Genomic DNA, 23,325 nt, shown 5'->3' with positions numbered 1-23,325 from the left:
AGTCTGAAGCAGAGGCGCGTGAGGATCAATATGAACGATTGGTTTGAAAATGAAGCTTTTTGGGTACAGTATGCACCTATCATGTTTGACGCTTCGCGATGGAAAGAGGCTTCCGCCGTTGCTAAAGGTATTTTTACACTTGCCGGAGCAGGTCACCCGCCGCAGAAATTAAAAATTTTTGATGCAGGGTGCGGTTTAGGCCGTATTACCGTTGAACTTGCCGTTCTTGGGGCGCAGGTTACCGGTGTCGATCTTATCAAGCCGTTTTTAGATGCCGCGGCAGAGGCTGCTGCTGCAGAAAATGTAACTGTCGAATGGGTGCAAGCGGATTTACGGGAGTTTGTACGCCCAGCCGCCTTCGATATTGCAGTCAATATGTATACCAGTTTCGGCTATTGCAAAACGATTGAAGAAGATGCTCTCATTATCCGCAATATTGCGCAATCCTTAAAAAAAGGCGGCTGTTTTATCCTCGAAATGGTAGGGCGGGAAATAGCCGTGCGGGATTTTACTGCGGGAGAATGGTTTGAGCGGGCAGGGTATACCGTACTCACTGATTTTACGGTAGAAGGCGCCTGGGAGGGCTTACGCTCGCATTGGCAGCTCTACACAAAAGACGGGCTCAAGGCAGACCACACCTTTGTGCAGCGTCTCTATGCCGCAACCGAATTACGGCAGCTTATGTTGTCTGCCGGTTTTACTTCCGTCGAAATATACGGCGACTTTGACCGCTCCCCTTATAACGAACGCGCCCGAACCATGATACTGGTCGGGCGTATATAAGAGAAGTCATTTCACAAAGAAGACTTTTCCGATCGACAAGGCCGAAGACCGTATTGCGTCCGTTCTTTTGTTTAACAAGGGATTATTAAACATCCCTACACTCGTCTGATGACCTCGCGGGCTTTTGAACCGTTTGCAGGGCCGACAATACCGCGAGCTTCCATCTCTTCGATAAGACGAGCCGCGCGGTTGTACCCGATTTTCAGTTTGCGCTGTACATAGGAGGCAGACGCTTTGCCTGCAAAGGTAACAATTTCCAATGCTTGCTCATACAGCGGGTCGTTATCGTCGGAGAACACAGCATTATCATACGGCTCGTCATCATCATCGACAAAGATTTCTTCATCAATATATTCGGGTTCGCAGTATTCCTTCACGCAGGCGACAACACGCTCTACTTCTTGTTCGGAAACAAAGGCTCCCTGCATACGGGTCGGGAACGGACGAGCGGCGCTTACGTACAGCATATCGCCTTTTCCCAGCAGTTTTTCCGCACCCATCTCGTCCAAGATGATTCGGCTATCGGTTTTTGATGCAACCATAAAAGCAATTCTGCTCGGAATATTTGCCTTAATCAAACCGGTGATGACGTCGATGGACGGCCGTTGCGTTGCAAGCACCAGATGAATACCGACTGCGCGGCTCATTGCACACAAGCGTGCGACCGTGGCTTCAAGCTCCTTACCGGATGTTGCCATAAGATCCGCAAATTCATCAATGATGATGACGATATAGGGCAGCGTTTCCGTTGCAATCCGCTCCAATTTTATTTTCGCATTGAAGGTTTTTATGTCGCGCACGCCCATGTTATCGAGCAAGGCATAGCGCCGCTCCATTTCGCAGAGCGCATATTGTAACGCTTGGAACGCCCGCTTCGGTTCGGTAATAACGGGGGTTAAAAGATGGGCAATGTCGTTATAGAGCTTGAGCTCGACAATTTTCGGGTCGACTAAAATCAGCTTTACCTCATCGGGGCGGCGGTTATAGAGAATCGACAAAATGATCGAATTAACGCAAACCGATTTGCCCGAACCGGTTGCTCCGGCGATGAGCAGATGCGGGGTCTGTGCAAGGTCAAGGACTTGCGGATTGCCCGTTACGTCTTTTCCGAGAGCAACGGGAATGGCCATCTTAGCAGCTTCCGGCAAATCGGTTTCTATCAGTTCCCGAAAGCTGACGATTGAACGCTTTTTGTTTGGAACTTCGATGCCGACGGCATGTTTACCCGGAATGGGCGCAACGATACGGACGCTGGAGGCAGCGAGACGTAATGCGATATTGTCCTGCAGATTGGTAATCTTGGATAGTTTGATACCCGGCGAAGGCAGCATTTCAAACATCGTTACGACAGGCCCTTTACGGATACCGGTGATGGATACATCGATTTTAAATTCGTTAAAGGTCGATTTCAGCATCAACGCTGCTCGCCGTGTCGCATCGTCAACAATCCAGTATTCACCGTCAGGATAATTCGTTAAAAGATCAAACGGGATGGCATATTTTTTCCGCGGGGGAGGGGGAGGCGCCGGTTTTGCCGGAATGACCGGTACGGTTTGTTCGATGGTTTCTAACAACTTCTCATCAGTATCCTGTGCGGCTTCGGCGCCGATATCAGTCTCGCTGTCATCGATATCTTCTTCATTCTGTATATCCAAACCGTCAATGGCGATATCCGATTCCGAAATATTTTCAGCCGGTACATCTGCCTCATTGATATCGATATCGGATACAAACGTTTCGTCTTGGAGCTCTTCAACCGGCGCAACCGGCGCGGTTTCCTCCTGCATTACCGTCCGGTTTTGGGTGATGCTGCCGGTTTCCGATGAAACGGATTGCTCTTCTTGCATAGTTTTTGAGTTTGTGTGCGTTTCCGAGTCGATCACCACCATTGTGTCGAGCAGGTCTGAGCGTTCATTCGGCAGCGGTACGCCGTTTACAAAAACAAGCGGCATATCCGGCTCGGCGGCGCTTTCGGTTTCAGCAGCGCTGTTGGTATCTGAAAAATCGGCTTCTGTTTGAGAAGCCGCGGCTATCGATTGTTGTTCTGGAATTGTTTCTTCGGGAATAATGTCCATTTGAGCGATGGTATCTGCGACTTCTTCCGCTCCAGCCGGTACATCGTCTTCCGGCGGTATAGGAGCCGCCGTGTCTTCTTCCGGCAGCAAGGGATTGGTCTGTACTTCGGAATGGCCGGTCTGTTTGATGCGTTCAACCGGAGCGGTAATTTCTTCTAAGCTTGCAAAGAGGTTGTTCGGATCGGAAGGGTCAAATACCGGACGGGCAGTATCTTCTTCCTGCATATCCATAACGGCTGATAATGGAGTTGACAGCGGGAGCGGCTGCTCATCATCTTCCTCCATATCCCTAGGCTCAAGAGTATCTACCGCTTGAGCAGAATGCATCGGTTCACTCTGTGGTGTTCCGCTGTGCATATTTTCAGTATCCGGAATGCCGGTTTCAACTGATGTATTATGTTCGGAGCGGTACTCAAGCGTATCGGTAGTATTTTCGTTAAGGGGCTCAACGGCACTGTCAGCCGAGAGCGGATTAAACGCCGTTTCCTCCGTATCTGTAGATGGGCCGGATACAGGGGCTGCCTCCGGTCGTTCTTGAACCGTACCGGACGTATTGATCGGAGTTGTGAATGTTGTGTCCGTATCATTTTCCGCAGAAGTCGGAGCTTCAGTACTGTTTTCTTCCGGTGAATTCGTCGGTGAGGCTTCTGCTGCCGGTACCGGCGGCGTAAAAGATACCGTTGCATCTTTAGTATCGCTGCTATCCGGCTCAGCGTTTTCGGAAACGGTATCTTCCGTAGGAATGTTGCTCAGAGAGAAGTGTTTGCTTGATAGCTTTTCGCTTAGTATGAGCATTAAAAAGATTTCAAAGCAGACAAGCAGCAGCGCACAGATCAGGATTGAAACGGTTACAAATTGCCGGACAAGCGGAATGGAAACCGATGGAGCAAAAGCGTAGATAAGCCGCTCACCGATGATGGCAGTAACAAAATAGAACGGGACGCCGAGCAGAACCGCTTTAGATTCGCGCGTCCAGCCGGGAATCAGCAATAATACGGCTCCATATAAAAAGAGAAGCGGAATCAGAAAAGAAGAGAAACCGTATACCGAAAATACGCGCAGTCCTACGGCAAACAATCCATAGTTTGATTGAGTTAGTCCGGCAATCGGCAAAAAAATGCCGAGCGTCAAGACAATCCCGATACAAAAAAACAGTATACTTAAAAAGACCGCTAAAATTCTAAATCGATGATCTCGGTTTCCCATCAATGTTATTTCCCCTCCCATTCCTTTTGAACACCCCTAGAATTGAAAGATGCCTACTGCGCTGAATAATATAATTCCTGCAGGAATCAAATAGCAGGCAAATATCCCGATCTTTCCCTTCCGTATCAATTTAAGCAAAAAGGTCAATGCAAAAAAACCTACGATAAAGGCAGTCAACATTCCTGCGGCGAGCGCTGCGATGCCGACAGAACCGCTTATGGTATCGGCTGATTTCAGTTCAAAGATAAACGCTGCAAGAATCGCCGGAATAGAAAGAAGAAACGAATACTCTCCGGCTTTTTCGCGGTCTACACCGGTTAAGAGCGCCGCTGCGATGGTAGAGCCTGAGCGGGAAATACCCGGCAGTACGCCGATACCTTGCGCAGCCCCGATAATCACCGCTTGCAGCATAGACGGCACGGCAACGGTTTTTTTCGGTTGAATTTTAACTGAAACTAAAAGTACGATACCGGTAATAATAAAACAGACCGCGATAAACAGCATATTTTTTGCCTGCACAATATCTTTCAGAACGATACCGATAACGCCGGTAACGGCAGTCGAAATAAGCAGCGCGGCAATTAGTTTAAGGTCTGCGCTGTCTTCTATTGTATTTTTTCTGATGATAAAGCGGCCGAGTACGGTTAAAAGCCTCCATATCTGTTTGTAAAACACAATGCAGACAGCTCCGAGTGTCGCGATATGCAGTAGAATATCAAAAATGATGGGGACATCGGTATGCCCCAAAAAGTACTCTGCTACGGCGAGATGGCCGGAGCTTGAAATAGGAAGAAATTCGGCAATGCCTTGAACGGCGCCGAGAAAAATTGCTTGTATAACCGTCATAATAGTTCCTTGAAAAAGAGCAGTACAATATCCTCCGGTTTTTCGGAATAATAGAGTGCTCCGTATATTGCTGCTGCGGACAGTATCTTTCGACCGTAATCCCGCGTTTCAGCGTATTCCAAACTCTCCAAAAAGAGATCTGCCGATAGACCTTGCGCTTTTTTTTGCCATCCGCGAACGCGTGATATGCCTGCATTGTACGCAAAGCAGGCAGGCATAATACGGTTATCGGATCGGCGGATCATTTCCGCAAGATAATATGCACCGAATCTGATATTTATTTCGGGATCGGTAAGGCTGTAATCTGCAACCTTTAACTTCTTTGCGATATCCGCAGCCGTAGCAGGCATCAGCTGTGTAAGACCGACGGCTCCCGCTCCGGATACCACCCGATGTTGAAAAAAGCTTTCGCTTCTTATCAGCGCGTATAAAAGATATTCCGGCAGCCGGTATTCCGCGGCGTATTTCGAGACAATTTCGTGCCACGGACGGGGGTACAGCAGCTCCAGCTGTTCTTTTGTTGCCGCATCTTCCTGATTTCTTAACGAGAAGCGGATTACCCGTATTGAATTGGCATAGCTGCCCTCATCAGCCAATACGCGGGCGATTTGTAGTGCCTCTTCGGCGGGAATCGCCGGATATACGGCAACAATGCGGGGGTAGACCATATCGTATAAACCGAAATGAAGCAAGCCACCGATATACGCCCGCGCCTCTTGTACGGAAAATTCGCTGGTTTGCGCTTGTCCGCCGGATTGAGGCTGTGTTTCACCGGCTTGCGTCTGCGGGCGTCGGACGGATTGTGTTTGTGCACCGGATGGGAGTGTACTGGGGAACTGGAACACATCTTGTAACAACTGCGCCCCACCGAGCCGATATGCGGCTAAAATCCTGTAGTACAACGAGTCATGGGACTCTCCGGATGCTTCTTGCAGTAACCGTACCGTCTGATCCGGCGGGAGCGAATCGGTGCAGGCAAGCGTATAGGCAACAGCGGCTTGTTGCTCCGGCAAGTTTGTTTTTGTCAGCACATCATAGAGCGTTTTTAAGTGTTTCCAATCCTTTGCCGCAGTCAGCTGCGCCCGTAATGATTGTATCAAATCGGCATACCATTCAGGTTTTTTCCAGCGGGGCGCCGTATCTGCCAGTGCTTTTAGATAACGGGGAATTCCCCGCAGTTTTATGGTATCCAAATAATACCACAATGCAGAATCAAGATTGGAATCGGTGTCAGCCAATTCAGCTGCCTGTAAGAAAAGTTTTATAGCGCGTTCTTGTTGTTCTGCGCCGCCGATTTTTACCCGGCAGCGGGCTTCATAAAAGGATGCATAAAAAAGGCACCGGCGCATATCCGTACCGGAAAGCTTCTTATTGACTCCGCTTTGTATTCGTATTGCAAAATCTTCAAAAAAAGCCGCTGCCTCGGCGGCGTTCTCAGTCCCATAGGCGCCTGCCTTGCCGATATCGGAGAGCAGACTTGGAAAGGTAAAATCTGCAAAGGCATTCTCCATCCTGAAAGTATCCGGAACAGATGCCCATGCTTCCGTATAGTGTTTGTTAAAAACTGCGATACGGATTTCGGCAAGCTTATGTAAAAACGGCGGCATATCCTTGCCGAATTGAGGAAAGGCTTCGGCAAGTGCTGTCGTCAGCGGGCCGGTAAGATACAGCGTTTCCGGCGATTGTGTGATGCGGTCATAAGCACCCATCTGCAAGAGAAGGAGGTTTTTCAAGCGGGTTAAACGGTCTTTTTCAGACAGTTCTTTTTCGTTCTGTACGGAAGTATCGGTTGCTTTGGAAAGTTCCTGCAAGCGTTTTTCTATCGACTGCAGACGGTCGGCAGGGGAACCTGTTTCGTACAATTCTTCCCGGCATAGACGGTTCAGCGGCGACTCATACAGCTTTTCTCCAAGGTCAAAGTAGAAACGGGCAGCTTGTTCGTGTCCTGCGCGTTTCAGATGCAAACCGACATAATAGGCGCTGCCGTGCCCCATCATTTTAATACTGCGATAGGCTGCTTTGTCTGCTTTTAAGAAAAAACCGTAATTTCCTGCTTTTAAGTCTTTTAATAAAGCAGCACTTCTATCTGCGGCACAGGCTGTGACGGAACCGATGAAGAGGAAAAGACAAAAAAAGGAATACGGAGTTGAAAAAAAAGGAGCAAGCAAGAACGAAAAAATCGTTCTTGCTTGTTGCGTAGTATCTTACTGCGGAGGGATTTCAATATAAGTTCCCGAAATGATTAAATCAGGATTTTTAAGTTTGTTATGCTTTGCAATCTTTGTGTACAACCACGGATTACGGTAATAAGTTTCCGATAAATCCCAAAGCGTATCGCCCCAACGGATCTTATAGCGGACGGCTTTTTGTCCTGATGCGGAAGCTGCCGGTTCTTTTACCGCTGGTTTAGTCTGCTGAACAGGCTGTTCTTGTTTTACCGGTTGCTCCGGCTGAACAGGCTGCGGCGGTACCGGCTGCTCTATTGGAGCGGCACCTGTCGGTTGAGGAGCAGGCGGTTCGGTTACCGCTTTGTCTGCGGGCAATGACGGTGCCGTATTTGGAGCAGGTTGTTCTTGTGCGGGGGGCTTTTGAGCCGGTATAACCGCGGCTACCCCAGGCTCCACAGCCATCGGCCGGCTATCGTCGCTAAGACTCTTTTTTGTCAGCAGCAGAATGCCCAAGACTAATGCAGCAATACCGAGCAAAATAAGGAGAATTAAAAGCCAAATCGGCATTCCGCGTTTCGGTTTAGTTTCTTGTTCATCGTCTTCATCAGTATAAAAAGTCGCAGTGGAAAATTCATCATGGGTGCCGGAATTATCATCAGTGTTTATGTTAGTTGAGGAAAGATTGATATCGGCATCGGCCGTTTCCGAACTTAAATCAAAATCAAGATCATCAAATGCTTGATCCGCAAATGTTTCTAATGACACTCGCAGGGCTTGATGCGAACCGGAATCTTTATCAACAGCCTCGGCAGAAAGATTTTTATCTTCGTCGAGTACTAATCGTAATTCTATTGTCGGTTCTCCAGCGGTCTTCTCTTGAATATCTTCAACAATCAGTGAGCCGATATACAAAGGGTCTGAAGTATCATCCTCTTTTTTGAACAAATTAATTTGTACACTTCGTTGATTATCGCGTACCGTAGTTAATTCAAGCGTTTCAGAGGCTGATGCATCGTCGTCCATAATGGGAAGAAACATTCCATCTGCGAGTTTTATGCCTATTTTAGCTGCCATTACACTACTCCTTCTATTAAAACCTTACTTTTATAGTATCGGCATATCTTAGTCAATACAAAAGGAAATTCCTTTTGAAATATGCGGGTATCTCCTTCGTTGCTTCGAAAAAATTAATCCTCAACGTATCAAAGATACGCCTGCGGTTAATTTTTTCTCGCGCCTCGGATCTACCTCGCCTATTTCAAAAGGCTTACGGAAAGGTTCTCTGTTTTCTATATGTTGACAGGTGATAGGTTTAGCCCTATCATACCTATACTTTTTTAAAGATTTCAACTTTTAAAGACTTTTTAACGGATGTACAGGTGGATACGATACAAATAAGAGAAGAAAAACTGCATGACAATATTGTAATCGGCGTATGTCTTTCGTTAGTTGGGGGCTTCTTAGATGCATACTCTTATCTATTAAAAGGTAAGGTATTTGCAAATGCCCAAACCGGTAATCTTGTGCTGCTGTTTATCTCTGCTGCAAATGGGGAACTTCATAAGTTTCTTAAATATATCATACCTATTGTTACGTTTGCGTTCGGCATATTTATTTCAGAATTTCTCAAAAACAAACATTACGTTAAAAACTACACCCGAATGGTTACAGTCTTGGTATTTGAAGTATTGGTTATTGCCGCAATCGGATTAACCGGTACGTATTTTAGGTATGACATTATCAATTCCGTTATCTCTTTTATTGCAGCGCTGCAAGTCGCCAACTTCGATAAGGTTGACGGCAATCCGATAGCCACCACAATGATTACCGGTAACTTAAAAAGCAGTATGATAAACCTTGCGAAGTATCGAGCTGTAAAAGATATCAAATATCTGTATTCTTTTTTTAAGTATCTTCTTATCATCGCAAGCTTCGGTATCGGTGTTTCGATTGGATTTATTGCTATACAAAACTATGCGGAAAAATCGATTTTATTGTGCGAACTCTTCATTATTATCGCATTTGTGATGTTACAAAGAGAAGAACGCTTATTTTAGACAATGCAGTTGGCATTGTCTAAAAACGCTGCGAGTTTGCGTAAGCGCAAACATCGCGTATTAACATGTGCGCTACCGCGCACGAATGCAACAATTTCCAAAGTTCATACTTTGTTCAACTGTTGCATTTTAAGGAAGGGCTAACTTCGGCAGCCAAATAAGCACGCCTTGTATCATTCTTGCCAAACAGGGGCATATTGCATATACTCTTTCAATAGGAAACCTCTAAAAACCTCAGTTGTTTAGAGGTTTTCCTTAGATTTATTTTGCGATGTTTTTTGATAAGTCATAACAATGTAAAGACTTATCAAAAATACTCGTCGGGCATCTCTAAAAATCTAACCGAGTTTTTAGAGATGCCCTATTATATGTGAATTGTCTCAGAGGCATTGTGAACCGTGTGTTTTAACCTTTGCCTCAGCTCAGTCATATTAAAAAAGGATAGACTATGCCAAAGATTGATGTAAATGAACAGCTTTTTTTCAACTTGTTAGGAAAAAAATACGATTATTCCCCCGAATTTGAACATTTATTAAGCTCTGCAAAAGCGGAGCTGGACGAAGCGCCTTCCGCAGCGGCGCCTCAAGATGAACGCATTATAAAAATTGAATTAAACGATACAAACCGCCCCGACCTGTGGTCAACAGCGGGGCTTGCGCGCCTTTTGCGTATGCACACGGGAGGAGCTTCAAACAAAGCTCGGTATCAAGCATTTTTATCGACATTGAGTGAGCGGAAGGATTCCGGAAAACGGACAGTAACCGTAGATCCCGAATTACAGCATATCCGCCCCTTTATGACGGCATTTGTCATTTCGGGCAAGCCCATCGACGATGCTATGTTGAAAGATATTATTCAAACACAGGAAAAGCTGTGCTGGAACTTCGGCCGGAAACGCCGTTCGGTGTCGATGGGGGTGTACCGCAGCGAGCTGATCAACTGGCCGGTACAGTACCGTGCTGTTGACCCGCACACAACCTCGTTTACGCCGCTCGGCTTCGACACCGAAATGACGTGTGAGCGCATTATCACCGAACACCCGAAAGGCAAGGAATACAGCTGGATACTCAAGGATATGAAGAAGGTGCCGCTCTTATCGGATGCAAAGGGCGGCGTGCTTTCAATGGCGCCGATTATCAATAGCGCGGAGATCGGTGCGGTACAGCCGGGGGATGCCGACCTGTTGGTTGAACTGACCGGTACCGATATGCCCTCTCTGCTGCTTGCAACCAACATCGTTGCCTGCGATTTTTCTGATGCGGGATACACGATTTTACCGGTCAGCGTAGAATATCCGTATGACACGGGCTTCGGTAAGACGATTACCACGCCGCTTTACTTCCAAGAGCCGACAAAGACGACGGTTCATGCCGTCAATAAACTCCTCGGAACGGAGCTTCCGGCGCAGGACATTGTGGAAGCGTTGGAGCGTATGGACAATACCGTTACCGTCGAGGGGGATTGTCTGACGCTGATGCCGCCTGCATACCGGAACGACTTTTTACACGAAGTGGATATTATCGAAGACGTGATGATGGGTAAAACGGTTGAGTTCTTTGAACCGGAAACGCCGCGGGAATTTACCATCGGGCGGCTCTCTCCGGTTACCCAGCTCAGCAGAAAGATTAAAACTTTGATGGTCGGTTTCGGTTATCAAGAGATGATTTTTAATTATCTCGGTTCAAAGAAAGACTACATCGACCGCATGAATATAGACGGAGCGTCGGTAATTGAAATTGCAAACCCCATGTCGGAAAACTATCAGTTTGTCCGCCCGTCCATCATTCCGTCGCTCTTATCCGCAGAAACGGTTTCAGGCAATGCGGTCTATCCGCACCGTATCTTTGAAACGGGGAAAATCGCGTACCTTGCTCCCGAAGAAAATACCGGTACGCGCACCCGCCAAAGTCTCGGCTTCTTGACTGTAAACCAAGATGCTAACTTTAATGAAGCTGCCAGCCTTGTCGCCGGCCTACTGTACTATCTGCAAATGGACTACAACGTATGCGAGACACACGACCCGCGCTTTATCGAAGGGCGGCAAGCGGGTGTTCTGTGCGATGGGAAACAGATCGGTATTTTCGGTGAACTGCACCCGCAAGTGTTGGAAAACTGGTCTGTTACCGTTCCGGCATTTGCAGGCGAACTCGATATCGAAAGCATCCTTATTTTTACGCTTCCGAACGCTGACCGATAAAGAAAAAACACATTCCGATAAAACAGAGCAGGTATGCAAGCAATAACAGTAGCGGGGACAAGCTGTAGGATATATCGGTAAGCAGGGCAATGACAAGGCGGGCGCAATACCGTCCCGCCTCTACCAGTCCTGTTGCCAGTATAAAAAAGAGCGGAAATGCCAGTGCCCATGTATGCTTAAAGGGCCGGTGCGGTGGAACTCTGAAGCGCCATGCCAATACGAGCATATAAATCGAAATAATCCAAATAAGAAACACATCGATAATTCTCGCCAATAATTCCCGATGGTATATTTGCGCAGGGAAGCCGTATTGTGTTCCCCGCTGCCGAAAGGCATAGAGTTGAGGGAGCGTCATAGATTTTTCACCTTCGTTGGCCGCGATAATCAGCTCAAAATCGCTGTATGAAAACGGTAGTCTCAGAGATGTCTGCCGCTCAATCGGCATTGTTCCTTCCAGAACGATAGGCTTCAACACTACAGTATCACGCTGCTTATCCACAGCGCGGAACAGCATACGGAGCATAGGAACTCCATCAGCACTCTCAATCGGAATAACTTTGATGAAAGGAATCCGTGCCCGATAAAGAATCTTACCGTCGGCAGTGTATTGTGTAAGTTCGCAATTCCTTCCATATATTTCCTTAATATTGTTGTTGGTGATATAAGAAAGACCTTCTATTGTTATATGTGCCGGTGCCCTCGTGCCTGATGCAGGAATGGTAAAATGAATATTACGTGCTGTTTCAAAAAGCGGCAGAGAGGCTGTTTCATCGATAAAGAAAACTTCTTCCAATAGTTTTTTTCGGGTAATATCTATAAAACGGTCTATATCAGGGTCTTTTTTGAGCGGATTATTCTGTTCAAGCATTCGCTTCGCGTTCACAAATTGATAGTAGGCTTTGATGTAGTTTTCTTGCTGGATCATCTCGTATCCGGCTTTTTTTGCTTGGTATAAACGGATGTCAAATTCGGCGGTAAGCTCCGCGATCCCTTTTTCAATTTGATTCCACGCCTGTGCTGCCAGCCGTAACGCTTCTTCACGATACGGTGCATTTTCGGCACTCAGCTGATATGCCCGCATGGCATAATAGTGTGCGGTGTAAAAATCATATTTGTTCATAAACCGCTTACTGATGAACAATGCCCCTTCCGCTGTTAAGTTTTCCGGCTCAGCTGTTTCAGAAGAGGGTTCGCTTTTATTGTTTTGCTTGCGATCTGCATTGTATGATTCATGCAATATCTTAGCCTTATCGAAAAGTTGTAATGCTTCAGGATTGTTTTTCCAGATTCCTAAGGCAGCCTTCGCCTTATCATACGCTTTTTCGGCATCTCCGTTTCGTAATGAATTATCAGTCTCTTTTATAAAATCGTAATAATCATGTGTTTTCAGTTCGCTGTAGCGCCGGTAGTCTGCCAGCAACGGCAATACTATTTCTATCAATATGATATAAATAGTAACGCACGCAAAAAGCATAATAAATGCTTCTTTTAAGTAGCGAAGTAATATGTCAGAAAATCGCGGTACGGTATTTTGACCGGATGTACCGAAAATAACGGCATACCCTATCAATATAGCGGAAACCAGCAAGCTCGGCATAATCCGTATAAACAAGATTCCTGTTTCTGCTAATCTCCGGCTGAACAAAAACTGCGGCAGTACATCAATTTTTTTGAGAAAAAACACATATATTAGGCAGCACCCAAGTCCGATCACAAAGTGAATAAGAACGGACAGCCAGCCTTTTAGCATCTCAGGCATTTTATGCAGCGCTCCTTTTTTGGGTCTTTGAATATATCAGCAGTAGTTTTAAACCGCCTATAGAATGAAATACTACGGCAACAACACACAAAACGAGCGGAATTCCGTAAATGCCGTTTTCCGAATTTGTTATATGGAGATTAAAGAGCGCTGTCTTGAATCCTTCCAACTGCATATACGGATATACGAGTAATAGTGCCCCTGAAAGAAGAAGTAAGAAAAGAAGGTTGAACAGATTCCATCGTGTTATGATGCATGCAAACCAAAATGAGCTGACGCAGAAAAAAAGCGCACCTGCGAACAAGAGGTATGTTGTAAAATGTAATGTATAGGCATAGGCAGCATATACATCGGAAAAGAGGCTGTCGGAACCTTGCTGTAATAAAGCTAGAAATAACGGTTTGCTTGTAAAAGCCGCCAACGCTTTGTCGACAGGCGCCGTTGTTTTGTAGGCTGCTATTGCTTTCTCGATGACGGAAAACTGCGCATAGCAGGCCGGTATAATAACCGTTACGGTAAATAGCAAACATACGAGGAACAGCGTAAGGGCTACGCCCAGCTTTGCAGGGTGTCTCATCAAAAATGTATATACCCCGATAATGGCCATCATTACTGCTAATGGGAGTACGTAACACGCCTTTTGTGCCATGCAGAGAAGCAGCAATCCCGCCGATTCTGATGCAAACGGAACGGCCATTTCATAGCGCAAGGCGATTCCGCCGAAAAAGGCAAAGATAACAACCGCGCTTAAAAGGCTTAAGAAAAAAACGCCGGGAACCAGTAAAGCATTCTTCATAGGTATCCTTAGAGTAACACGTTATAGATACAATCTCAAGGGTGCCTTTTGAAATAAACGGCGCATCTCCTTTGTTACATATCGATTTTACTATTCAATCCGAATATTCTTTACGAATGCGGTAAATTTTTGCTGCGCTTTGTTGAGCTGTTCCGTTGCGTCAGCAATGTCTGTTTTGAGGTTATCCAGTTCGGTTTCGAGCTTGAGCAGCTTGGTTAAGAACGCTCTGCCTTGCTGGCTTTCCGAACCGACTGCCTCAAGATTCCTCCGTACACGGTCTTGTTCCTTTCCGATTTCCGTCTGACGATCTTGCAAAGTCTTCAAGGCTTTTTCCGCCGCGGTAACCTTTTCTTTTTCCGTTATAATAGACGCAAATGCCTTCCGTACTTTTTCGGGAATTTCGGAATTGGTCGTGTAGGAAATGAATGTGTTTGAATTCATATCGAATATTTTTTGAGTTGATTGATAGGTGCGAGCTTCTTCTACTTTTAACTCGGTACCGGTATTGCCTGCAGCTTTAAACTTAAACCGGTATTTGTTTGCAGTCGTTTCCGCAAGAGCTTGTTTTGATGTCAGTTCAAACCCTGTGTTCTTTGCGTGTTCAACAATAACGGTTCTCTCTTTCTTATTGGTGTTTCGTATCAAATAGATCGTGCTTTGGACTTGCCGGTACGAAGTTGTCATCACTCCGTCAGCCATCTTTATGGTTTCAATCGTCCTTGTGGAGTCGGCTCGCTTTGAACCGGTTACTTCAATATCGTCTCCGTAAGCAATCAGGCGTTTTTCGGCTTCGGGTAAAAACTCCAAAAGAGCATCGCCTGAATATTCCCCCCCGTCAAGAACCGTAATGGGGCCGGCCGGCAGTTTTAAGCCCGATGTGTTTTCAATACTGATACAGAATTTCGGATTAACACGCTCGTTATATGGAATGGAAGAAAATACCGAATACTTTTCCGCAGGAAGAGATGCTAGGGTGAGGGGAATCATCGTGCTTTGCTGCCGCTCAAGTGTAATCGGTTTTGACGGCGTAAAGGCAAACATTTCTCCCGCATTACCGGCCTCAGCTTGATTTTCAAAATAGGCTGAAGTATTTTTTTCCTGTAAGTCTTGATATTCCGCTTCATCATACGCTTCGGATGCATATCTAGACGCTTCTTTTTTCATCATCATCATCGACCGGTTTTCTGCGAGAGGCATAGCTGCGGCATATTCGACACCCGTATCAGCCGAGGCAAATGTTTCCGCTTTCGCAGTTTGCGCAATTGCAAGCGGTACTTCGGGGCGATAGGTATAGTAAGGCGCATAGAGGTTTTGCGTAAAACCGACCGGTCTTCCCGTTGTGAGGGTGAGTGTAATATTCTTCCAGTCGAGGTCGGTTGAATTGTCGACAATCGCCCATGCCTGAAACACTGCTTTATCGGTACCCATATCGAGCCGATAGCTTGCTTTCCATACCGGCGCTTCCATAACATAAGAAAGACCGATCTTCCGCTCACCTTGCGCATCGATTTTAATGTCCAGTTTTTTGCGGTTCTTTGCCGAAGCGTCGAGGATGAGCGCCAAAGCAGTGTTTAAATCTTCATTTCGTCTGGCATCGGTAAATTTAAAGGATTGAATGTCCGAAAAAGCGATAAGGTGGATCCCGTCTTTCGCTGCAAGCGAAATAAAGAAAGAGTCCGTTTCTTTTGAGCTGTTTTTATCGACGCTCAAAATCTTTCCGGTAATTTGATGAGGCGTAAACAGTTCCACTTCGGCGCCCTTTTGCGCTTTTAAAATATCGTAGAGCGTTGTAGCGGCGGAAAGGTCGATTTTTAAACTTTCCAGCGTTTTCCTCAGCGTGTCTTCGGACTGATAATTGACTGCTAAGTTTTTTGCACCGGGATCAGTAACGACAAGAGACTTTAGCACATCGTTAATTTGAGCGGGTGAAAATAATAGCTCTATATTCCCTGAACCGGAAACAGTCCCCTCATGCATATAGTGCGCAACGCCTGACGAATAGAGTGTTACCTTTTTAAGCGGAATATCGTCTCCGCTAAAGTTTTTCGCAGGGTCGGCTGCGACACCGACTATACAAGCAGCAGATAAAATCATACAAATCATATTCTTCATGAAAGCTCCCTTATTCATATTCTGATTATACTAACCGATGGGGAAAAATGAAAGGGTATGCGGCAATCCCTCTTGTAATTTATAGAGATGTGTGTATATTTTCAAAAGCCTTGACATTTGTTATTCAAAATAGTATAGTCGCTCTGTTCAATTGGATAAATGGCTAAAAGCCGTTTGTCCGGTATTCTTTAAGAGTTTTCCGGCACCGTAAAGCCTTTTAAAGGCAGGTTTCCGTGTTAATGTTGTTAAAAGCATTAAGGGGTTCGCCCTATTACTCTGCAGGATGCCAAACCAGTCATCGGAATGGATTCTGATGATGATCAGGTGGATCCGAATAAGGCTTGTCGAATTGCTATGACGAGCTTACGCAACACGTCTTTTACAACGGTGTTTACTGTCTGATTATCCGCATTCTATTCTTTTCTGTATTTGGTATCCGGTTTATAACATTTTTTCATTTTCAATATGGAAATGGTCTCGCTGTTTGATGGGCGGGGTTTTTGTTAGTTGCCTATTGTCTGTTAGGAGGATTTACATGGCAAAGGAAAAGTTCGAGAGAACAAAAGTTCACATGAATGTTGGTACCATCGGTCACGTTGACCATGGTAAGACAACTCTTTCGGCAGCGATCACTACTCATTGTGCAAAGAAGTATGGTGATAAGCTTCTTAAATATGATGAGATTGATAATGCGCCGGAGGAAAAGGCTCGCGGTATTACTATTAATACTCGTCACTTGGAGTATCAGTCCGACAAGCGCCACTATGCTCACATTGACTGTCCCGGACACGCTGACTATGTTAAGAACATGATCACCGGTGCTGCTCAGATGGATGGTGCAATCCTTGTTGTTTCTGCTCCGGACTCGGTTATGCCTCAGACTAAAGAACATATTCTGCTTGCTCGTCAGGTTGGTGTTCCTTCTATTATCGTTTTCCTTAATAAGGTTGACCTTGTTGATGATCCTGAACTTATCGAATTGGTAGAAGAAGAAGTTCGCGAAACTCTTGAGTCTTACGGCTTCCCCCGCGATACGCCGATTATCAAAGGTTCCGCATTTAAGGCATTGGCTGACGGCGCTTCCGTTGAAGATACTGCTTGTATCGATGAATTGCTGAAGACTATGGATAGCTACTTTGTTGATCCTGTCCGTGATGATGCAAAGCCCTTCTTGATGCCGATTGAAGATATCTTCACGATTTCCGGACGTGGTACTGTTGTTACCGGACGTATCGAGCGCGGTGTTATCAATCTTAACGAAGAAGTCGAAATCGTCGGTATTAAGCCGACGAAGAAAACCGTTGTTACCGGTATCGAAATGTTCAACAAGCTGCTTGATCAGGGTATGGCCGGTGATAACGTCGGTCTCTTGCTCCGCGGTATTGATAAGAAAGAGGTTGAAAGAGGTCAGGTATTGGCTAAGCCGGGTACTATTCAGCCGCACACTAAATTTGAAGCGCAAATTTACGTTCTTTCTAAGGATGAAGGCGGTCGTCACAGCCCGTTCTTCTCGGGTTATCGCCCGCAGTTCTATTTCAGAACAACCGATATTACCGGAACCGTTACGCTGCCTCAGGGCGTTGATATGGTTAAGCCGGGTGATAATACCAAGATTATCGGTGAGCTGATCCATCCTATCGCTATGGATAAGGGTCTTAAGCTTGCTATTCGTGAAGGCGGCCGGACTATCGCCTCCGGACAGGTTACGGAGATTTTAGCGTAATAAAAAACAAGGCGGTCGGGTAGGCGCTATTCGGCCGCTTGTTTTTGTACGGAGGAAATATGGCTAAGGAAAAGATTCGCGTTAAGCTTCGCGGATTTGATGTTGAGTTGGTTGATCAAAGTTCTAAAGCGATTGTGCAGGCTGTGCAGAAGGTTGGGGCAAAGGTGTTAGGTCCTGTTCCGCTTCCTACACGTATTAATAAATTTACTGTGCTTCGCTCTCCACACGTAAATAAAAAGTCGCGTGAGCAGTTTGAAATGCGGACGCACAAGCGGTTGATCGATATTATTGAACCTTCTGCAGAAGTGATGAATGCTTTGATGGCATTAGAGCTTTCGGCGGGGGTTGATGTAGAAATTAAACAATAAAAGAACGGTAGACGGCATTTAATCAGGATGTGCGTACCGGAGAAGCGATGAGTTTCTCAAGGAGTTGTGAGTTATGGTTGGTCTGATTGGTAAAAAAATCGGCATGACCCAGTTGTTTGATGACGAGGGGCGGCTGACACCTGTTACCGTTTTGCAAGTAGTGCCGAATACAGTGGTCGCAGTAAAAGATGCGGATCATTTCGGTTATGAAGCAGTTGTGTTGGGAACGGGTGAATTGAAAGAAGGACGTGTTTCAAAGGTATATGCAAATCAGTTTGCAGAAGGTGTTGCGCCTGTCCGTCTTTTAAAAGAATTTAGAGGTTTTGATAAAGAAGTTACCGTTGGTGCGAAAATTGGCGTCGAAGTTTTGGAATCTGTCCGGTATCTTGATATTACCGCAATTTCAAAAGGAAAGGGCTTTCAGGGTGTTGTAAAGCGCTATGGTTTCGGCGGTGGACGCGCTTCTCATGGTTCAAAGTTTCACCGTGAGCCTGGTTCGACAGGGCAGTGTACCAGTCCGGGGCGATCGTTTAAAAACGTTAAGATGCCCGGTCACATGGGTGCCGAACGAGTAACGGTACAGAATTTGAGGATTGAAAAAATAGATCCCGAATTGGGCGTCGTTATGGTACGTGGTTCCGTTCCCGGTAAAAAGGATGCGGTTGTGTTCCTTAAATCCGCTGTAAAACGGGAAAGATAACGGCAGGAGAAGAGAATGGAAAAGAAAGTCTATTCGATTGATGGTAAGGAATTGCGGACAATTGAGCTTAACGATGCTGTGTTCGGTTTGCCTGTTAATGAAGATGTCATTTACTATGCCATTACAAATGAATTAGCAAATATGCGTGTCGGTACGGCATGTACAAAAGGTCGTGCTGAGGTAAACGGTTCTAATGCGAAGCCGTATAAGCAGAAGGGTACCGGGCGTGCCCGCCGTGGTGATAAAAAATCACCGCTTTTGGTCGGCGGCGGTACGATTTTTGGGCCGAAGCCGCGTGATTATAGCTATGCAATTCCGAAAAAAGCAAAGCGGTTGGCAATGAAATCTATCTTGAGTTTGAAGGCTCAGGATGAAGATCGCCTTGTTGTCATAGAAGATTTTACGGTTGAAACCGGTAAAACGAAAGATCTTGTGAAGATATTGCAGGCATTTGTTCAGGATGAGCGCACTGTGCTTGTGTTGAAAGATGATGATGCAATGTTGAAGCGTGCGGGGAAGAATATTCCTACACTGTCGTTTTTGACGTATAACCGTTTGCGTGCGCATGATCTGTTTTATGGGCGGAAAGTGCTGATGCTTGAGTCTGCTGCAAAAAATCTTTCGAGTTTTTATGCGGTTGAGGGGGCTGAGTAATGCAATATACTGATGTTATTATAGCGCCTGTGCTTACGGAAAAATCAAACGAGATGCGTGAGCAGCGTAAGTATGTTTTTAAGGTGGATCCGCGCTCTACAAAGGTGCAGATTAAGGAAGCAGTACGGAAGCTTTTTAATGTTAAAGTGCTTGATTGTGCTGTTGTAAACGTCGACGGAAAAATGCGTCGAGTTCGCTATCGGGCAGGTAAGACTGCAAGCTGGAAAAAAGCTATTGTGACGCTTGCTGAAGGCGAATCGATTAAAGTTTTTGAAGGTGCATAACAGCACTTATCGCTGCTTTGAAGGGGAAGATAAATGGCTCTTAAATTATATAAGCCTATAACACCGGGTATGCGCGGTCGAATTGACTTGCTGCGTGATGAAATCACTGCGCAGAAACCTGAAAAAAGCCTTACAACCGGAAAAAAAGCCAATGCGGGGCGGGATAGCCATGGGCGTATTTCTGTTCGGCATCAGGGCGGTGGACATAAGCGGAAGTATCGTGAAATTGATTTTAAACGTAACAAGTACGGTATTCCGGGAACTGTCCGAACTATCGAATATGATCCGAACCGCAGTGCAAATATCGCATTGATCTTTTACGCTGACGGCGAAAAACGATACATCCTTGCTCCTAAAGGTTTGAAGGTCGGACAAAAGATTATGAGCGGCACGATGGCTGCGCTTGAGCTTGCGAATGCGTTACCGCTTGAATCCATACCGGTCGGTTTTACCGTCCATAATGTTGAGTTGACGCTTGGAAAGGGTGGGCAAATGGCTCGTTCTGCCGGTGCTGCTGCGCTTATTGCTGCAAAAGAAGGCGATTATGTAACGTTGCGCCTTCCTTCAGGTGAGACCCGTTTGGTGCATAAAAAATGCTATGCAACAATCGGTGAGGTTGGAAATGCCGATCACATGAATATCAATTTAGGAAAGGCGGGACGTGCACGTTGGCGCGGTATTCGTCCTTCCGTACGCGGTATGGCTATGAACCCTGTTGATCACCCGCTTGGTGGTGGTGAAGGACGCGGAAAGGGACGCAATCCTGTTACTCCGTGGGGTCAGCCTTGTAAGGGATATAAAACCCGTAAGAAGAAGAATACTTCGGATCGGTTTATTGTTTCACGGCGGAAGTAGGGAGTAGAGAATGTCAAGATCTGTTAAAAAAGGCCCTTTTGTAGAAAAAAGCTTGTACAAAAAGGTTGTTGAAATGAGCAAGACGGGAGATCAGAAAACAAAAAAGATGGTTAAGTCTTACTCCCGATGCTCCACGATTATACCTGAGATGGTTGGTTTTACTATTTCGGTATATAACGGTAAATCATGGATCCCTGTGTATATCACAGAGGAATTTGTTGGACATAAGCTTGGCGAGTTCGCTCCTACCCGTATTTTCCGCGGGCACGGCGGCTCGGATAAGAAAGCGGCAAAAAAGTAGGTGGATATAATGACTGAAACGACTGCAAAGAACGGTTACCGCGCTACGATAAAGTATTTTATTGCTTCTCCGACAAAAGTTCGGCCGGTTGCAAATGTGATTAAACGCAAGTCTTATACCGATGCAATGGCGATCTTAGAGCATATACCCAATAAAGGGGCTGCACTGATTTCACAAACGGTTAAGTCGGCTGCCTCGAATGCTTTGAACGGTAATAAAAAATTGGATGAAGATATGCTCTATATTAAAGAGATCCGTATCGATGAAGGCCCGAGGCTGAAGCGCTTATGGTGCCGCGGCCGCGGACGTGCGGATGTTCAATTAAAACGAATGTGTCACATTACGGTAATAGTTGACGAAAAGGCGGGAGCGTAAGTATGGGACAGAAAGTAAACCCTATCGGGTTAAGACTTGGAATTAATAAAACATGGTCGTCTCGCTGGTATGCAAGTCCGAGAGAATATGCGGACTTATTGCATGAAGACTTAAAGATTCGTGCAATGCTCCAGACACTGCCTGAGTGCAAAAATGCGGATGTTGCCGATATCGAAATTATTCGTCATCCCCAGCGTGTAACAATTGTTATTCATACCGCGCGGCCGGGTGTGATCATCGGAACCAAAGGTGCCAATATTGAAAAAATCGGCGCTATTATTCAGAAAGAACTGAATAAAAAGGTTCAGATTAAGATTAAAGAGGTGAAGCGTGCTGAATTGAATGCTTCTCTCGTTGCCCAGAATGTTGCCCGTCAGCTGATGGGGCGTGCTTCCTTTAGAAAAGCCTTAAAGCAAGGTTGCTTTTCTACGATGAAAGCCGGTGCTCAGGGAATTAAAATCCGTGTTTCGGGTCGTCTCGGCGGTGCGGAAATGTCCCGAACCGAAGAAATGAAGGAAGGGCGGATACCCTTGCACACACTCCGTGCGGATATCGACTACGGTTTTGCGGAAGCGCATACCACCTACGGAAAAATCGGTGTAAAAGTTTGGCTCTACAGCGGCATGATGTACGGCAGCGACCAAAAAGATGACGCCGGTTTATTGTTAAAAAAACAGCGCAAGGAACGCGCTCCTCGGTCGGAAAAAGGCCGCGGCGAGCGTGCGGAAGCAGGGAGGGATTAAGCGATGGCTTTAAGTCCTAAGAGAGTAAAATACCGCAAAATTCAGCGCGGTAGAGTTAAGGGAAACGCAACACGGTGTAATCATATTGACTTTGGTGAATTTGCATTGGTATCGCTTGAACCCTTTTGGCTGACTAATCGCCAGCTCGAAGCTGCTCGTGTCGCTTTAAACAGAAAGGTAAAGCGCGGCGGTAAGTTGTGGATTCGCGTATTCCCCGATAAGCCGTATACAAAAAAACCGGCTGAAACACGTATGGGTAAAGGTAAGGGAGCTCCGGAGTATTGGGTTGCTGTTGTAAAGCCCGGAACGGTGCTGTTTGAGCTTACCGGTATTGACCGCTCGCTTGCGGAAGAGGCTATGCGTTTGGCAGGAAGTAAACTTCCGTTTAAGACACGCTTTGCCGAGCAGCCGCGCGATAACTAAGATGGAGTTTTCCGAATGAAAAAGCCGAACTATCAAGATTTATCCCTTGCCGAATTGCAGGCAAAGCGGAGCGAACTTAAACAAAAATATATGGATTTGAGGTTTCAGTTTGTAGTGGGACACGTAGAGAACCCTATGCTGAAACGGTCTATGCGCCGCGAAATTGCAGCGCTGAACACATTTATCCGGCAGAAAGAATTGGCCGGTGTAAGTGCAGAGTAGGAGCAGGCCCGTGGAAGAAACAACGGCAAAAAAGAAATCCGGGAACCGCGAGTTTGTTGGTTTGGTAACCAGCGATAAAATGGATAAAACCATTGTTGTGCAGGTCGCTACCAAGAAACTTCATCGGCTGTATAAAAAGTATGTGCTCAATACAAAAAAATATAAGGCGCATGACGAACAAAATACAGCTCACATTGGTGATACGGTGCGTATTGTAGAGAACCGTCCGATCAGCAAAGAAAAATGCTGGCGTTTGGCGGAGATTATTGAGCGTGCAAAATAACGAGTAAGGAGCGTCTATATTATGGTTCAAGTAGAAACAAGATTAAACGTTGCCGATAACTCGGGTGCAAAGATTGTACAGTGTATTAAGGTACTCGGCGGATCCCACCGCCGGTATGCCGGTATCGGTGATATCATTGTAGTAGCGGTAAAGGATGCGCTTCCGACTTCTACAATCAAAAAGGGTTCTGTAGAAAAAGCGGTTATCGTCCGCGTTTCTAAAGAATATCGCCGTCCTGACGGGACATATATCCGCTTTGACGATAACGCTTGTGTATTGGTCGATGCGAATAAGAACCCCAAGGGTAAGCGTGTTTTCGGGCCTGTCGCGCGCGAACTGCGTGATATGGATTTTATGAAAATCGTATCGCTTGCGCCTGAAGTTCTATAAGGAGA

General features: G+C 46.0%; 23 protein-coding genes. 16 read left to right on the top strand and 7 right to left on the bottom strand.

What is annotated here, in order from left to right; all coding sequences use genetic code 11:
- The first annotated feature begins 30 nt into the window (after positions 1-30).
- Positions 31-783, top strand: coding sequence for a class I SAM-dependent methyltransferase (locus tag QI63_RS04350; RefSeq protein ID WP_044014215.1), 753 nt, complete (start codon positions 31-33; stop codon positions 781-783).
- A gap of 95 nt (positions 784-878) precedes the next feature.
- On the opposite strand, the gene QI63_RS04345 is transcribed toward QI63_RS04350, so the two are convergent.
- From QI63_RS04345 to QI63_RS04330, 4 genes are read right to left on the bottom strand one after another with little or no spacing between them, the layout of a single operon-like run.
- Positions 879-4,085, bottom strand: a complete 3,207-nt coding sequence (locus QI63_RS04345; protein WP_369792407.1) for a DNA translocase FtsK — start codon at positions 4,083-4,085, stop codon at positions 879-881.
- A gap of 15 nt (positions 4,086-4,100) precedes the next feature.
- Positions 4,101-4,910, bottom strand: a complete 810-nt coding sequence (locus QI63_RS04340; RefSeq protein WP_044014211.1) for an undecaprenyl-diphosphate phosphatase — start codon at positions 4,908-4,910, stop codon at positions 4,101-4,103.
- On the bottom strand, positions 4,907-7,078 hold the full coding sequence (locus tag QI63_RS04335) for a flagellar assembly lytic transglycosylase (RefSeq protein ID WP_235619781.1): 2,172 nt from the start codon (positions 7,076-7,078) through the stop codon (positions 4,907-4,909). Before QI63_RS04335 ends, QI63_RS04340 begins: the two co-directional genes overlap by 4 nt.
- 36 nt (positions 7,079-7,114) lie before the next feature.
- Complete coding sequence (locus QI63_RS04330; RefSeq protein WP_044014209.1) at positions 7,115-8,152, bottom strand: Hsp70 family protein; 1,038 nt, start codon at positions 8,150-8,152, stop codon at positions 7,115-7,117.
- A 305-nt stretch (positions 8,153-8,457) separates the two neighbouring features.
- Here QI63_RS04330 and QI63_RS04325 point away from each other — a divergent pair, with 305 nt between their 5' ends.
- Together QI63_RS04325 and pheT are read left to right on the top strand one after the other, a co-directional pair.
- On the top strand, positions 8,458-9,135 hold the full coding sequence (locus tag QI63_RS04325) for a YoaK family protein (RefSeq protein ID WP_235619780.1): 678 nt from the start codon (positions 8,458-8,460) through the stop codon (positions 9,133-9,135).
- Between the two features lie 448 nt (positions 9,136-9,583).
- Complete coding sequence (gene pheT, locus QI63_RS04320) at positions 9,584-11,332, top strand: phenylalanine--tRNA ligase subunit beta (protein WP_044014207.1); 1,749 nt, start codon at positions 9,584-9,586, stop codon at positions 11,330-11,332.
- On the opposite strand, the gene QI63_RS04315 is transcribed toward pheT, so the two are convergent.
- From QI63_RS04315 to QI63_RS04305, 3 genes are all read right to left on the bottom strand, one after another.
- Positions 11,307-13,091 carry a hypothetical protein gene (locus tag QI63_RS04315; protein ID WP_044014205.1) on the bottom strand — a complete coding sequence of 595 codons (1,785 nt, stop codon included), beginning with the start codon at positions 13,089-13,091 and terminating at the stop codon, positions 11,307-11,309. The genes pheT and QI63_RS04315 overlap by 26 nt on opposite strands.
- Before the next feature lies 1 nt (position 13,092).
- On the bottom strand, positions 13,093-13,887 hold the full coding sequence (locus QI63_RS04310) for a hypothetical protein (RefSeq protein WP_044014203.1): 795 nt from the start codon (positions 13,885-13,887) through the stop codon (positions 13,093-13,095).
- A 90-nt stretch (positions 13,888-13,977) separates the two neighbouring features.
- Complete coding sequence (locus tag QI63_RS04305) at positions 13,978-15,999, bottom strand: DUF4139 domain-containing protein (protein ID WP_044014200.1); 2,022 nt, start codon at positions 15,997-15,999, stop codon at positions 13,978-13,980.
- Positions 16,000-16,534: 535 nt separating this feature from the next.
- Between QI63_RS04305 and tuf the strand changes: the two genes are divergently transcribed.
- The 13 genes from tuf (at position 16,535) to rplN (ending at position 23,320) form a co-directional block, all read left to right on the top strand.
- Positions 16,535-17,722, top strand: a complete 1,188-nt coding sequence (gene tuf / locus QI63_RS04300; RefSeq protein WP_044014198.1) for an elongation factor Tu — start codon at positions 16,535-16,537, stop codon at positions 17,720-17,722.
- 59 nt (positions 17,723-17,781) lie between these two features.
- A complete protein-coding gene (rpsJ, locus tag QI63_RS04295) occupies positions 17,782-18,090 on the top strand; it encodes a 30S ribosomal protein S10 (protein WP_044014196.1) in 309 nt (102 codons plus the stop codon).
- Between the two features lie 73 nt (positions 18,091-18,163).
- Positions 18,164-18,790: a 50S ribosomal protein L3 gene (gene rplC, locus QI63_RS04290; RefSeq protein WP_044014194.1), complete on the top strand. Its 627-nt coding sequence runs from the start codon at positions 18,164-18,166 to the stop codon at positions 18,788-18,790.
- Between the two features lie 15 nt (positions 18,791-18,805).
- Complete coding sequence (gene rplD / locus QI63_RS04285; protein ID WP_044014192.1) at positions 18,806-19,444, top strand: 50S ribosomal protein L4; 639 nt, start codon at positions 18,806-18,808, stop codon at positions 19,442-19,444.
- Entirely contained in the window at positions 19,444-19,728 is a 285-nt protein-coding gene (locus QI63_RS04280) for a 50S ribosomal protein L23 (RefSeq protein WP_044014190.1), read from the top strand. The genes rplD and QI63_RS04280 overlap by 1 nt, the downstream gene beginning before the upstream one ends.
- Positions 19,729-19,761: 33 nt before the next feature.
- The gene (gene rplB / locus QI63_RS04275; protein WP_044014188.1) at positions 19,762-20,583 is read left to right on the top strand and encodes a 50S ribosomal protein L2; all 822 of its coding nucleotides are present in this window, start codon (positions 19,762-19,764) and stop codon (positions 20,581-20,583) included.
- Positions 20,584-20,593: 10 nt separating this feature from the next.
- Positions 20,594-20,884, top strand: a complete 291-nt coding sequence (gene rpsS, locus QI63_RS04270) for a 30S ribosomal protein S19 (protein ID WP_016522594.1) — start codon at positions 20,594-20,596, stop codon at positions 20,882-20,884.
- 9 nt (positions 20,885-20,893) lie between these two features.
- Positions 20,894-21,259: a 50S ribosomal protein L22 gene (rplV, locus tag QI63_RS04265; protein WP_044014186.1), complete on the top strand. Its 366-nt coding sequence runs from the start codon at positions 20,894-20,896 to the stop codon at positions 21,257-21,259.
- A 2-nt stretch (positions 21,260-21,261) separates the two neighbouring features.
- Positions 21,262-22,002, top strand: a complete 741-nt coding sequence (rpsC, locus tag QI63_RS04260) for a 30S ribosomal protein S3 (RefSeq protein WP_044014184.1) — start codon at positions 21,262-21,264, stop codon at positions 22,000-22,002.
- A 3-nt stretch (positions 22,003-22,005) separates the two neighbouring features.
- The gene (gene rplP / locus QI63_RS04255) at positions 22,006-22,425 is read left to right on the top strand and encodes a 50S ribosomal protein L16 (RefSeq protein WP_006188377.1); all 420 of its coding nucleotides are present in this window, start codon (positions 22,006-22,008) and stop codon (positions 22,423-22,425) included.
- 15 nt (positions 22,426-22,440) lie between these two features.
- On the top strand, positions 22,441-22,647 hold the full coding sequence (gene rpmC, locus QI63_RS04250) for a 50S ribosomal protein L29 (protein WP_044014182.1): 207 nt from the start codon (positions 22,441-22,443) through the stop codon (positions 22,645-22,647).
- A gap of 10 nt (positions 22,648-22,657) precedes the next feature.
- Positions 22,658-22,930, top strand: coding sequence for a 30S ribosomal protein S17 (rpsQ, locus tag QI63_RS04245; RefSeq protein ID WP_006188379.1), 273 nt, complete (start codon positions 22,658-22,660; stop codon positions 22,928-22,930).
- 21 nt (positions 22,931-22,951) lie between these two features.
- Positions 22,952-23,320: a 50S ribosomal protein L14 gene (rplN, locus tag QI63_RS04240; protein ID WP_044014180.1), complete on the top strand. Its 369-nt coding sequence runs from the start codon at positions 22,952-22,954 to the stop codon at positions 23,318-23,320.
- Positions 23,321-23,325: the final 5 nt, after the last annotated feature.

It is taken from the genome of Treponema sp. OMZ 838, assembly GCF_000775995.1.
Taxonomy (GTDB): Bacteria; Spirochaetota; Spirochaetia; order Treponematales; family Treponemataceae; genus Treponema.
This window is presented reverse-complemented; position numbering and strand designations above follow the sequence as displayed.